Origin of the sequence: Nostoc sp. KVJ20 (assembly GCF_001712795.1) — a bacterium.
GTDB lineage: Bacteria > Cyanobacteriota > Cyanobacteriia > Cyanobacteriales > Nostocaceae > Nostoc.
The window spans coordinates 123981-137964 of the sequence record NZ_KV757572.1 but is presented as its reverse complement, the minus strand read 5'-3'; the positions used below and the strand labels follow the sequence as shown (position 1 = coordinate 137964).

Here is a 13984-nt window from a genome sequence, read left to right as displayed (position 1 = left end):
ACAAACGCTGGTTGCACTTCTTTATGTTGTTCGTGCCAGTCACAGGTTTGTGGATGAGTGCCGTCGGCATCGTCGGTTTAGCACTCAACCTACGGGCTTATGATTTCGTTTCCCAAGAATTACGGGCGGCGGAAGACCCTGAGTTTGAAACCTTCTATACCAAAAATATTTTGCTGAACGAGGGTATCCGCGCTTGGATGGCTCCTCAAGATCAACCCCACGAACAATTTGTATTCCCTGAGGAAGTTCTACCTCGCGGTAACGCTCTCTAATATTACAAGCCGACCATGACCTGAATAAGAATTGTGGTTGCCGAAAGTTGACACCCCACAGATTAAATAATCTCCTTGTAATCAGTCAATAAAACGTCAATTTTCCCCATTCTCCACTAATCTCCCATCATAAAGATGGGAGATTTTTTTCTGTACATGGTTAATATCTCTAAATTTGTATGTTATGTTAGGTGAAGGTTATGAACCCAGAGTAAATGCTCTGCCTTTTGAAACTAAGACCGCTTAGGCAATAAGGAGGTGATGCCCATGATAGAAAGTAGTAAATGCATGGGTCATCAGGTTGCAGTTAGCCGGCTGTGTGCCGGGGCTGTTCTCTAAAAGTTAGCCTTAGTCATCTTTGAGATACTAAGTTAGCTCAAGTAGCTAGGCAAGCTCGGAGTTCCTTCCGGCAGTCTGGTTGCAACCTGAAGACCCGCTAGACCGCCCTGACTTAGATCAACCGATCTAAATCAGGGCGGATAGTTTTTTATAGGTGAATTTTGTTTTATCAATGTTTACTTTTGAAAACTTAGATGGCGATGCCTAATGTGGGTAAAACCAATACGTTTAAGTTTTCTTAAAAAGAAAAATATCTTACTTGAAGAAGAATTCAGAATTCAGAAGTCAGAATAAATCAGTCGCGGGTCTGAATCCCCGACTGATAGCACAGCGTTAGCGAGTCCGCGAGCGTCTTGAAGACCACTAAATTTTCTTGTTTTGTGAGGGTGCAAAAACGCCGATTATTCAGACGCGACTCGAAAATACTCGCTAACGCTACGCTATCGCGGACTTGCTTGCCGCCGGCGCTATCCGCCAGTCATACAGAAAACATTGCTGAATTCTGACTCCTGACTCCTGATTTCTGTTCGATCAAACTTGGGGTCTGACTAGATGTGAGCAATAGCATCTATCAAATCTGATTTAAATATGCACACACGCATTATGCCTTAGTCGATCCTCCAATACTTTCTGTGTAGAGAATAAAAGGGATTTGCCTTTGTCAGATGCAAAATATAAGAGATATATAAGTAGGAATTTTTTGATATGGCACAATTACTGACTGAAGCGGAAATTCAAGAACAGGCAAAGGTTCTGTCAGGTTGGACTGTTGAAGACTCTAAGTTGCAGATTACCCGCACATTCAAAGATTTTATCGAAGCAATTGAATTTGTGAATAAGCTGGTGGAGCCGGCTGAGTCAGCAGGACATCATCCAGATATAGAGATTTCCTACAACAAAGTGAAGATTACACTCACAACACATGATGCAGGCGGGTTGACGCAGACAGACTTTGATGTAGCACAGGCAATTTCCAAAATTCACTAAGCAATTTCTTTTGATATGTTGCATCAACTGACTGGAAGTAACCGCGACGCAAACTAAGTAGGTAAGCGTGAATAATTAAAGGTTCGTAGTAAGCGGCTCTAGCCTTATTTCCAAGGCTGGAGCCGCTTATTACAACCAATTTAACTAAATTTACATTGTGTAACTTAGGTTGATTTATTTTTTCTCTAACTGGAAAAAGTTATTTTTGATGACAAGCCGCTAAGTGTCTAAAGCTTTCAGCAATTTTGCTAAGTAGGAGCAAATGCCCTAAACCCTACTCCCTGCTTAGATATTTAGATAAGTATGTGTGACAGTTATTAAGCCGATCGCTCCAATCTTGCCATCTAGATCAGATGTTTTATAATGTTATGATATAAAGATATGTTTTTGCATAAGTTAATCACATAAGTTTTTAACCTCAAGTTAATCGTTTATTAGCTTTGCAAAAACTAAAATTGTAGTAGTGGCTACTATGCCTCATCCACAGGTTTCAATGAGATGTCGCATTTTTGAGAATTAGGTGCAACGAAACCAATTATCTAAACAAGGTGTGAGGAGTAAAGTGATGTCTAATCTTTTGTGGAAATCCTTAGTGGTTAGCCCAGCAGTTTTGGGAGCAACATTGTTAGTTTCGGCAACAGCAATTGCCGCCCCAAACACAACCACTGAAGTATCGCCAGCCGGACAAGCAAATGCAACTGAAGTTGTCCAACAGCCAGAAATATTGGCTCAAACAACCATAGATCAAGTTAATCGCTACAGTAACGAAGGCAATCAAAATAACTCTCAGTCTCAAGTAACATCGGTTTCTCAATTTTCCGACGTACAACCCACCGACTGGGCATTCCAAGCATTGCAGTCCTTGGTTGAACGCTATGGTTGTATTGCAGGTTACCCAAATGCTACTTATCGCGGTAATCGTGCCTTGACTCGTTATGAATTTGCTGCTGGTTTGAATGCCTGTTTAGATCGAGTTAACGAATTGATTGCCACAGCAACAGCTGATTTGGTTACTAAACAAGATTTAGCTACTTTGCAGCGGTTACAAGAAGAATTTTCCGCAGAACTGGCAACTCTACGCGGTCGTGTTGATTCCCTAGAAGCGCGGACTGCTGAATTGGAAGCTAATCAGTTCTCCACTACCACCAAACTAGTTGGTGAAGCCATTTTTGCTGTTAGTGATGTGTTTGGCGGTACTAGTGGTGACAACAACAACACTGTCTTCCAAAACAGAGTACGCTTAGACTTGCAAACCAGCTTCACAGGTAGAGATGTTTTACACACACGTCTTGCTGCTGGTAATGCAGAAGCTTTTTTACTTGATACTCCTGTAGTCACTAATGAAGGTACACAAACCTTTCAAGTCGGTAATGGCGATGGTGGCAACAGTGTCAAAATAGACCGTTTAACCTATGAAGTTCCCATAGGCCCAGCCAACGTTTACCTCGCAGCTAGTGGCGGACGACACAGCCATTACGCTGCTGTTAACAACCCCTACTTTTTCGATCAAACTGACGGTGGTAATGGCGCCCTGTCTAGCTTTGCTTCTGAAAGTCCCATTTATAGGATTGGTGGTGGTGCAGGTATAGCGCTCAACATACCCTTTGGTCAAAACAGCGGTATTTTGGGAAATAGTTCAATAACTGCGGGTTACTTGGCATCAGAAGCGAATAATCCTGGTCTTGGTCAAGGTCTTACCAACGGCGACTATGCAGCTTTAGGACAGTTTAACTTTAGTGTAGGCGATCGCTTGGCTTTAGCTGCTACCTACGTCCACGCATATAATGGCGGAGCTGGTAATTTATTCAACTCCGGTTCTACGTCAAACGCAGATCTTGTTGCAGTAGGTACTGGACAAGGTAATGCTTTACTAGGTGAAGGTTCCAGCAATTCCTACGGTCTGTCAGCTGCGTTTAGACCCAGCGACAAGCTATCAATTAGTGGCTTCGTCTCTTACCATGATGTCACCGGCTTCGGTGCAGATGATGATTATGAAGCTTGGAGCTACGGTGCTGGGGTTGCTTTAGTTGATTTTGGTAAACAGGGTAATGTTTTAGGTATTTTCGCTGGAGCAGAACCTTATTCTCGTAACCGAGCAGTTTTTGCTGGTAGTGGTAATGATGTACCTTATCACTTTGAAGGTTTCTACAAGTATCGCGTGTCAGATAACATCTCTGTTACCCCTGGTGTAATCTGGTTGACCTCTCCTGGTCAAAACAGCGATAACGACGATGCAATTATCGGTACGCTCAGAACAACTTTCACCTTCTAGAGTGTTGACTATCCACTAATAATTTTGAACTCTATTTCTCCCCGCCATGAGGCGGGGCTTTTTGTTTTGAGTAGCAGCAATGGATAAACCCCAGTATTTAACCGGAGTATACTAGAAAAGTTAGGAGTTGTGAATTCTACAAGTGACTTACGCCGTGAGTAACTTTTTCTAAATGAGCTTTTCTAATTTAAGTTGGCTTTATAAAGTTACATATTGCTTAATATCCTAACTCTGCCGATTTTGAACTTGGGATTTTATATTGAAGGAAAAATATAAAATTCAAATTGAATGACTTTTAATTCCTAACTCCTAATTCTTAACCCCTAATTTATTGTTACTTGTGGAACTATCCTGTAAATCGGAATACGCAATTCTCGCCTTATTAGAAATGGCTGCTCATTACGAAAGTGGCGAACCGCTGCAAATTCGACACATTGCAGCACGACAAAATATACCTGATCGTTATCTGGAACAACTACTAGCAACCTTGAGGCGTGGGGGTATAGTCAAGAGTCAACGCGGGTCAAAAGGTGGCTATCTTTTAACGCGAGAACCCCGAAAAATCATCCTTTTTGAGATTTTAGAATGTTTAGAAGGGTTAGAGGCGCGGACTGGTGAAGAAAAGGTTAATTCCAAAACGGTAGACAGTTCGGTTATAGAAGAAATTTGGCAAGAAGCAAGTTTTGCGGCAAATTCAGTGTTACAAAAATATACGCTCCAGGATCTTTGTGAAAAACGAGATTCCCGACGGCAGTTAGATATCATGTACTACATTTAGTCAAGAATCATTTGTCCTTTGTTGATGACTAATGACTAATAACAAATAATTAATAATTAAGGACTAATTTATGCGAATAGCTCGTAACATTACAGAACTGGTTGGTCGTACACCCCTAGTGCAGTTGAACCGTATTCCTCAAACAGAAGGATGTGTTGCGGAAATTGTGGTCAAGCTGGAAAGTATGAACCCATCGGCATCAGTTAAAGACCGGATTGGGGTGAGTATGATTAACGCTGCTGAAGAAGAGGGACTGATTACTCCTGGGAAAACAGTATTGGTAGAACCCACATCTGGAAACACAGGAATTGCCCTCGCAATGGCAGCAGCAGCCAAGGGTTATCGATTAATTTTGACAATGCCAGAGACGATGAGTGGGGAGCGTCGGGCAATGTTGCGGGCATACGGGGCAGAACTGGAACTAACACCAGGTATGGAAGGTATGAGTGGAGCAATTGGGCGGGCACAACAAATAGTTAATACTACGCCAAATACCTATATGTTGCAGCAGTTCCGCAATCCAGCTAATGCAAAAGTGCATCGGGAAACTACAGCAGAGGAAATCTGGGAAGATACTGATGGACAAGTAGATATCATTGTGGCAGGGGTGGGCACAGGTGGTACGATCACTGGTGTAGCGGAGGTGATTAAAGCACGCAAACCTAATTCTAAGGCGATCGCTGTTGAACCAGCCAATAGCTCTGTTTTATCAGGGGGAAGACCAGGGCCACACAAAATTCAGGGAATTGGTGCTGGGTTTATTCCCCAAGTATTAAAGATAAAATTGATTGATGAAGTGATTACTGTCACCGATGAAGAAGCGATCGCCTACAGTCGGCGTTTGGCAAAAGAAGAAGGGCTACTATCTGGCATTTCTAGTGGAGCAGCTTTATGTGCAGCAATTCGCGTCGCCCAACGTCAAGAAAATAAGGGACGTTTAATTGTGATGATTCAGCCCAGTTTTGGCGAGAGGTATTTGAGTACACCGTTGTTCCAAGACTTGGAGGCAAGATTAGCCACTAGCGTCAGTTAACGATACATTGAATTAATGGTCAATTCTAAGCACGTTTCTAACCATTACGAAACTCTCAAAGTTAGTCCAAGTGCAAGCCAAGCGGAGATTAAGCTTGCTTATCGCCGCTTGGTTAAGTTATTTCATCCTGACAGTAATCAGGATACAGCCGATCACGAGCAGATTATCCGCATCAATGCAGCTTATGAGGTCTTAGGCGATAACCAAAATCGCCGTAATTATGACCAAGAACTGCAAGATGACTCTCAAAAATTAAATAGCGATCGCCAACAGCGTACAGCATCAGCGCAAAGGCATCACCAGACAAGACGAAAAACCGGACGCGATGTTGATGAGCAAGTTGAGGAATGGCTGCGCCAAGTTTACCAACCAGTTAATCGTTTGCTTTGTAACATTCTTTATTCGTTAGAAGAACAAATGGAGCAATTAGCTGCTGATCCGTTTGATGATGAGCTGTTAGATGAATTCCAGGAATACTTACAAGCCTGTCGAGATGACCTTAAACAGGCACAAAGTACTTTTCGCTCCCTACCAAATCCCCCTAGTCTAGCAAGAACAGCGGCTCACCTATACTACAGCCTCGATCAGGTAGCAGATGGACTCGAAGAATTAGGTTACTTTCCTTTGAATTACGATGAGCGTTATTTGCACACAGGTCAAGAACTATTCCGCATAGCTACGGGATTACACTGTGAGGCACAAGCGTCTGTTACATAGTAATTGGGCATGGGGCATGGGGCACAATACTTTTCGGTTAAGGGGGAAAGGGGAAGGGGAAAAAGAGAAAGAAAAACCTTTAACCCAAACCCAGTAACCTTTTCCCAAAACCCAATTCCAAGTTAAAAATGCTTAACCGAACAGTATTGGCATGGGGCATGGGTTAATCCTGATATAGGAATCCGCTTTGATTTCTGAACTAATTTGCGTAGGCAGGCAATAGGCAATCTTGCTACAGGCAACAGTCAAGAAGGCTTCTTAGTTGTACTGAGTTTTTTCAGAAATCAAATATGAGTCCTATAGATGTCAAAGGACTAATGACTAAGAAATTAGTTTATGCTGGAAAAGGAAAAAGATTAAGAAATTTTAAATTCTGCTCATAGTGTACTCATGCAATGCATTGTTAATCGCCGCGCCCAGTTTTCAGCAAGTCATCGTTATTGGTTGCCAGAACTGAGTGAAGCCGAGAATATTGAGAAATTTGGTGCTGGTACTAGATTTCCGGGACACGGACATAACTATGTTTTATTTATCTCCCTAACCGGGGAATTAGATGAATATGGCATGGTGCTGAACTTGTCTGATGTGAAACACGTAATTAAACGGGAAGTTACCAGTCAATTGGACTTCTCTTATCTCAACGATGTGTGGGCAGAATTTCAACAAACTCTGCCTACCACTGAGAATATTGCACGGATTATCTGGCAGCGGCTAGCACCCCATTTGCCTCTAGTCCGTGTGCAGTTATTTGAACATCCTGAACTTTGGGCAGATTATATGGGAAACGCAATGGAAGCCTACCTCACCATCAGTACTCACTTTAGCGCCGCCCATCGGCTAGCTCATCCTAAACTCAGTAACGAAGAAAACACTGAGATTTATGGTAAGTGCGCTCGTCCCAACGGTCACGGACACAACTACCATCTAGAAGTCACTGTCAAAGGAAAAATTGACCCGCGTACTGGCATGATTATTGATTTAGGTGCCCTGAATAAAGTGGTAGAAGATTATGTCGTAGAGCCATTCGATCACACATTTTTAAACAAAGATATTCCCTACTTTGCCGAAGTTGTGCCCACTGCTGAGAATATCGCACTTTACATTAGTAATTTACTGCGATCGCCCATTCAGGAATTGGGAGCTAAACTTTACAAAGTAAAACTGATTGAAAGTCCCAATAACTCCTGTGAAATTTATTGTACGGAGTCTGAATTAGACTCAGCCAGTACAACCGTGAATCAGCCAGTATTGGCAAGCGTTTAAGTAATTTAAAATCCAGGCATAGGACATAGGGAATTTATATCATCCCCATGCCCATGCCCAAGCTAGAAAAGTTTGTTCTACACTCTTAGCAGTGAACATTGGGCCATTTGCCAAATAAATATTTTTCTCAGATACCACGTTTAAGACAAGACGCGATGAATCGCCGTCTCTACAAATTGGTACGGTGATTTATCGCGTCTTTGTGATCTGCAAAGAGATTATGGGACTAGTGGTATTGTTTTAGGTGATTGCACTTAAATTGCTGAAACTAGGATAACGCTTTACATGACTTCTGGAGCGCTGCCTTCTAATCCTTTTGTGGCTGCGGGGATGATTGAAGATCCCAGGCTGTTTGTCGGTCGTAAAGATGAATTACACGCGATCGCATCTCGGATGCAGGGCGATCAGCCTACAAGTATAAATATAGTTGGTGAGAAGCACATTGGTAAATCTTCGTTGCTGCATTATTTCGTTCTGACTTGGCAGCAGCGAGTATTAAACAACAGCAGTAGTTATGTGGTAATTTACCTACCTTTACGGGGTGTAGATTGCCAAACTGAAACGGGTTTTTATGAGGCTGTGGCAGAAGGGTTACTGAGTCACGTTCAGGGATGGCAACAACGCAGTCTGCAAAATTGTTGGAAGACTAAACCGCTTAATCGTCAAGCTTTTTCAGATGCGGTTAAGCAATGGAAACAGCAAGGAAAGCTACCTGTTCTCTGTTTGGATGATTTTGAAAGCCTTTTGAAACATCCCGATAAATTCGATAATGGATTTTATGACAATTTGCGATCGCTGATGGATAGCAATGCCTTGATGCTAGTGGTGGCTTCCCGTAAACAACTGGATGTTTATGCTAACGAGCATCGGTTTGTCTCTAGTTTTTTCAATATTGGTCACACTATTTATTTGAATGAACTAACTACAGATGAGGCTATTGAACTGTCGCGCTTACCAACTCGCTCTACAAATGGTGCTGCTTTGAGTGTAGACGAACAGAATAATGCCCAGCAGTGGGGTAGTCGTCATCCTTACAAGTTGCAATTGGCTGGTTACTATTTGTGGGAAGCACGTCAACAAGGCAAGGCAATCAAGTGGGCGAAACAGCAGTTTGAACAACAGCTTGCAGATTCTAAACAACAGCAATTGAACTGGCGATCGCATCTGTATTTTATATTTGTAGATTTACCAAAGCGCTTGGGTAGTTTTACCAAGTTCACTGGCGAAACTCTAGGTGATTTTGGTAGCTGGATAATTGGAATGGCAATTATAGTAATGGTTATCCTTGCTTTGGCGGGTGTACTGCACTGGAGCCAAGTTTGGGATTTTGTGCGCGACAAGTTGGGGATAAAGTAGCCATGAGTAACACATCTCCAACATCAGTCTTTTGGAATTATGTAGTTGAATGTCTTCGCCTTTTGTATTGGATTTACTTTAAGCCTTTTACCTTTGAACGTTGGTTGAGCGATATTCATCCAGAACTGAAGCCGAGAGATAACCCCTTTGATAAACGGGCTGAGTTTCGCATTAACCCCCGCCTGCGTCGCTATGCTGGGCAAGTTTGGTGGCTAATTGCTATAGTCCCAATGTTTGCCGTGTTGCTGGTGGCACCAGTTTACACTCTGATTAGTGGTGAATCATTTGACTGGTTCAAAAGCTGTAGTTTTTTGATGGGCTGGTTTATAGGAAGGGTTCTAGACCGTGGTGGTAATAAAAATAGGCTAGTTATTATCCTTGTTGCTATACTTGCCCTTTTTCTTGCGGCTATATTTTTATCAGGCGTGGCGTTCGTCGTGGCGTTCGGCGTGGCGTTCGGCGTGGCGCTAGGCGTGGCGCTAGGCGTGGCGTTTATTTTAGGTGTGCTGCGGGTTTACTTCTGGTTGCCAGAATTACTATGGATACTTACCCTGTTCTTGTTGTTTCCCAATGAAAAGCGGGTAAATTGTTTGCGATATCTGCCCCCTCGCTTTGATGAATTGATTATTTTACCTCTGCCTTTCATGGATGTGATGATTGTAGAGGCTTATGGAAAGAACCCAGATGCTGCCCGTGAGACTATTAATTATCTAATTACATCCACTAACCAGCAAAAAGTTGCAGCACAGGCAATTTCTGGTATTGCTGTAGATATTCTCAACCGTTGTCAGAGGTTGAGCGATATTGTAGACATTGCCAACCAATTAGCGTGGATTCCCTCACCACCACCAAAGGAACTTGGCGCTGTACTGCCCCAATTTTTGGATATTAGTCAGAATGTACGGGCATCAGAGGAAGCAACTTCACCTTATCGTAAATATGAGTTACTGAATATTCCCATTAATGCATTACGCCAACTGGGGCAAAGTCTGGCTTTGACAAAAAATGCTCGCGTTGTTGTCTCTTTTGGCAACACTGCACAAAGCTGGCTGACTATATTAGAGACGGCGCAGCGCACTTTAGAGGAACAGGCACAGCAATCAAAAGAAATTAGGCAAGTTTATATTGCTGGTAACTCGCTAGACCCAGAAACAGCAAGGAATCGTTTCAAAGGGCGAATTGATATATTTCGGGAAATTGAAACTTTGGCGCTTTCTGAGCAACCGCCAGTGTTGTTGCTCTATGGTGGGCGGAGGACAGGGAAAACTTCAGCGCTGAAATATCTACCTTACAGAATACAAGCAAATATTGTACCTTTGCTGGTAGATTTACAAGGTGCAGCATCAGCTACAACGTTAAAAGGATTGGCTGAGAATTTAGCTCAACAAATTATCGAAGCTGCACGGCGATTACCCCGCAGAGTATACTTGCCTCATCCAAATGCCAATAAACTAGCTGAAGATCCATTTCCCGCGCTGCAAACTTGGTTAGCAGAAATAGAACGCAACAACTCCGGTAAGCAATTTCTCCTGTGTTTGGATGAATATGAACGTCTCGGTGAGGTAGTGGAAGCAACAAGCAGCCGTGCGCCGCTCAATTTTATTCGTAACCTGCTTCAACACCAACGCAAGTGGATTTTACTTTTTAGTGGTTCACAGGAGTTATCTGAACTTGATGATTACTGGAGTGACTATCTAATTAACACCCGTGCTTTGCGAATGACTTACCTGCACGAGTTAGAAGCCCGCGATTTGATTCAACAGCCAGTAGAGAACTTCCGCGATATCTATGAACCAACTGCTGTAAATGAAATTATCCAACTTACTCGCTGTCAACCTTATCTCGTTCAGTTGGTGTGTTATGAGTTGGTGGAGTTGCTAAACCGCGATATCAGAAGAAACAGGCGAGAAGCAGATACAGCAAAAGTTACTGTACAGGATGTTAAAGAAGTTATACCTATTGTGCTTGAGCGAGGCGATCAGTATTTTCGGGAATTATGGAGGAGTTTAACAGATAGCGATCGCTCTCTCCTGCGTCGGATAATCCACGGGGAAACTCCCACACCGCAAGATAAAGGTGTTATCCGCAAACTAACGCGAAAAGAAATCTTGACTCCAGAAGGCAATGCTTTTCAAGTGCCTTTGGTACAAAAGTATATAGAACAGTTGCTAGAAGAAGAATAAGCGTAATTCGTAATTCGTAATTACCGCTTGTTAATTTGTTCTTATCGCAATATTTGTTACAAACAATACGTTTTCATTACCAACGTCGCAATATTTGTTACAAACACTACGATTTTCCTTACAAACAATACGTTTTCATCACCAACGCTACAATTTTCCTTACAAACACAATAATTTCGTTACAAACAATCTGATTTTTGTTACAAACACAATAATTTCGTTACAAACAATCTGATTTTCGTTACAAACAATACGTTTTTATTACCAACGCTACGATTTTCGTTACAAACATCACGATTTTGTGCTGTAGTAGCTTGCTAAATTCAACTTAACTATGAAATATCACAGTCAGTAGAGGTAAAAACGCCAACAGAAAGCCATGCCAAGATTGTAATTGAGCTTCTGGGGTTGGTTCTGGTGGTGCTAATAGAGCTTCTACTCTTTGTTCTAAACGATCTGCACCAGAAGAACCTAATGCAGCACAGCAAATTTCCGATAAGACGGGGCTGCTACTAACTACTAATAAAAGTGATTCCGCTAACACCAAAGGATCTACCTGCAACGCTGCATAACCGTCGGCACGGAGTTCGCGCAAAGCTAAAAGTTCTTCCCACAAAGGCTCTGTATTCGGCAACCAAGCGGTGCAAGAACGCACCCAACCCAGCCAGAAAAACCAGAACGTATCCCTGTAATAGTGATGCCCTTGCTCATGGGCTAAGACGCTTTCTAAATGAGCCGGTGAAAGAGTTCGCACTAATCCTTGGCTAACCACTAGTTCTGGTTGCCAAAAGCCGATTTGACCTGCAAACAACGCGCCTGTTTGCAGCAGTCTAGCTCGTCTATTACCAACATCCACTAAGGGACAGTTACGGGCAGATTCTACAGACTGCCAACCCTGGAAGGCAAGTTTAATGCATGAAATGGCAAAAAATGCCAAATAAATGAATGCTAGTAAATAGCTAATTGAGCCTGTATACATTCCGCCCATTTGTCCTTGGGGGCCCATGAACAGCACAGCGATCGCTGTCATAAAAATTAGCAAGGGCGGGAAGAGGAACAAAAATAGCGATCGCTGCCACCGCAGACTCCAATTGCCTTGGGGTTGATTCCAAGCGGATCTTAACCACCAGGCAACTGCTAAAGCATTCAAAATCATTATCAGATGCATCATTGTTCCTCCCTGGCTTGGCGTGCAGATTGAATACGTTTGGCGATCGCTGCTATTTGCTCACTAGCTGCTTCATCTAAGCTATCTGCAAAAGCAGCAATAACATCAGGATTTCCCACCGCCAGAAATCGCTGTAACTGCTCGTGAGCTTTGATGACATCTGATTGCTGCTTACTCAGCATTGGCCGCCAATAGAATGCCCGCTCTTTCTTGTCGCAGGCCAGCCAACCTTTATCAGTGAGGCGACGTAAAACGGTGGTGACAGAAGTATACGCTAATTCGCGGTTGGGATCAGCTAGAATGCGATCGTGTACATCCTTGACTGTGGCTGAACCAAGTTCCCAGATAATATTTAAAATTTCCGCTTCCAACGGGCCTAAAGATAGTTGTTTAGGGCGGTAGTCGGGTAAAGGTGCCATAGCAATTTCAATGGGGAGTGGGGAATGGGAGAGACGCAATTAATCGCGTCTGTACTGGAGAATGGGGAATGAGTGGATATCCGTCTCTTTGGGCTGTAAATTTGAAGCTGTAAATTTTCCCCATTTAAAAATTCTGTTCTTGTTTTAGGTTACAAGATAGTGCAGCAAGTCTGAAAGTCTAAAAGCACAAAAATGGGCTTTTGGAGTATTTATTAGGGATTAGGGACTCTTAAGATTTAGTTAAAATCCCTAGCAGGTTTCTTTCCGACTCCCTAGTAGAGACGCGATTAATTGCGTTTCTACCGACTCCCATCTATGTATTGAATGAGATACATTTTGTATTTTGATGGTAAAAAATGCTCCAAGAACAATTGTGACTATAGTTAGTGACACCAACTAGGTAGAATATTATTTGCGGCAGTTGTATTAAAGCAGGTGTATCCAGCGCGTGAAGCTATTCGTATATCACACTCCTGAATTGACTCCAACGGATAAAGCGCCAGAATGTGCGATCGCAGTCGATGTCTTGCGAGCCACTAGCACAATTGCAACAGTTTTGGCGGCTGGAGGCGAAGCTGTACAAGTATTCAGCGATTTAGACCAGTTAATTGAAGTTAGCGAAAAATGGCCCTCTGAAAAACGTCTGCGGGCCGGAGAACGCGGCGGTGCAAAAGTACCTGGCTTTGAGTTGGGAAACTCTCCCCTCGACTGCACACCAGAATTAGTGCAGGGGCGTCGCTTATTTATCAGTACCACCAATGGTACTCGTGCCTTACAAAGGGTACAAGACTCCCCAAATCTATTAGCAGCAGCCTTGATTAACCGGGCGGCGGTGGTGCAATTTCTCCTAGAGAAACAACCAGAGACAGTGTGGATTGTCGGTTCTGGTTGGGAAGGTAGTTTTTCCTTAGAGGATACAGTTTGTGCAGGTGCGATCGCTCATAGTATTTTGCAACAAACCCAGTTGTCACCAGAAGAACTAGCTGGTAATGATGAAGTTGTTAGTGCGATCGCTCTTTATTCTCAGTGGCAAGATAATTTATTGGGATTACTTCACCAAGCTAGTCACGGTCAACGATTGTTGCGTCTTGACTGTCTAGATGATTTAAAATATTGTTCCCAAACTGATATTTTAGATGTCTTGCCCATACAACATGAAACGGGAGTTTTAAAAAGGGGATAGGGACTGGGGACTGA

The 13984-nt window shown here is 42.9% G+C and carries 11 protein-coding genes and 1 pseudogene; 10 read left to right on the top strand and 2 right to left on the bottom strand.

Going from position 1 to position 13984, the window contains the following annotated elements:
• The 9 genes and pseudogenes from A4S05_RS06770 to A4S05_RS40080 all read left to right on the top strand — a co-directional run.
• Positions 1-272: pseudogene (locus A4S05_RS06770) on the top strand (photosystem II D2 protein (photosystem q(a) protein)); the annotation flags it as partial.
• A gap of 1044 nt (positions 273-1316) precedes the next feature.
• Positions 1317-1598 (top strand): 4a-hydroxytetrahydrobiopterin dehydratase, encoded by a 282-nt coding sequence (locus A4S05_RS06765; protein WP_069069054.1) that lies wholly within the window; start codon positions 1317-1319, stop codon positions 1596-1598.
• Positions 1599-2163: 565 nt separating this feature from the next.
• The gene (locus tag A4S05_RS06760; protein ID WP_069069053.1) at positions 2164-3870 is read left to right on the top strand and encodes an iron uptake porin; all 1707 of its coding nucleotides are present in this window, start codon (positions 2164-2166) and stop codon (positions 3868-3870) included.
• Positions 3871-4210: 340 nt separating this feature from the next.
• Positions 4211-4648: an Rrf2 family transcriptional regulator gene (locus A4S05_RS06755; RefSeq protein WP_069069052.1), complete on the top strand. Its 438-nt coding sequence runs from the start codon at positions 4211-4213 to the stop codon at positions 4646-4648.
• 70 nt (positions 4649-4718) lie between these two features.
• The gene (gene cysK, locus A4S05_RS06750) at positions 4719-5681 is read left to right on the top strand and encodes a cysteine synthase A (RefSeq protein WP_069069051.1); all 963 of its coding nucleotides are present in this window, start codon (positions 4719-4721) and stop codon (positions 5679-5681) included.
• A 15-nt stretch (positions 5682-5696) separates the two neighbouring features.
• Complete coding sequence (locus A4S05_RS06745; RefSeq protein ID WP_069069050.1) at positions 5697-6398, top strand: J domain-containing protein; 702 nt, start codon at positions 5697-5699, stop codon at positions 6396-6398.
• 390 nt (positions 6399-6788) lie between these two features.
• Positions 6789-7661 carry a 6-carboxytetrahydropterin synthase gene (locus tag A4S05_RS06740; RefSeq protein WP_069069049.1) on the top strand — a complete coding sequence of 291 codons (873 nt, stop codon included), beginning with the start codon at positions 6789-6791 and terminating at the stop codon, positions 7659-7661.
• A gap of 285 nt (positions 7662-7946) precedes the next feature.
• Positions 7947-9017, top strand: coding sequence for an AAA family ATPase (locus A4S05_RS06735; protein WP_069069048.1), 1071 nt, complete (start codon positions 7947-7949; stop codon positions 9015-9017).
• Between the two features lie 2 nt (positions 9018-9019).
• Complete coding sequence (locus A4S05_RS40080; RefSeq protein ID WP_141699657.1) at positions 9020-11200, top strand: nSTAND1 domain-containing NTPase; 2181 nt, start codon at positions 9020-9022, stop codon at positions 11198-11200.
• Positions 11201-11528: 328 nt separating this feature from the next.
• On the opposite strand, the gene A4S05_RS06725 is transcribed toward A4S05_RS40080, so the two are convergent.
• Together A4S05_RS06725 and A4S05_RS06720 are read right to left on the bottom strand one after the other, a co-directional pair.
• Complete coding sequence (locus tag A4S05_RS06725) at positions 11529-12368, bottom strand: M56 family metallopeptidase (protein WP_069069047.1); 840 nt, start codon at positions 12366-12368, stop codon at positions 11529-11531.
• On the bottom strand, positions 12368-12787 hold the full coding sequence (locus A4S05_RS06720) for a BlaI/MecI/CopY family transcriptional regulator (RefSeq protein WP_069069046.1): 420 nt from the start codon (positions 12785-12787) through the stop codon (positions 12368-12370). Before A4S05_RS06720 ends, A4S05_RS06725 begins: the two co-directional genes overlap by 1 nt.
• Before the next feature lie 448 nt (positions 12788-13235).
• Between A4S05_RS06720 and A4S05_RS06715 the strand changes: the two genes are divergently transcribed.
• The gene (locus A4S05_RS06715) at positions 13236-13970 is read left to right on the top strand and encodes a 2-phosphosulfolactate phosphatase family protein (RefSeq protein ID WP_069069045.1); all 735 of its coding nucleotides are present in this window, start codon (positions 13236-13238) and stop codon (positions 13968-13970) included.
• The last annotated feature ends 14 nt before the right edge of the window (positions 13971-13984 follow it).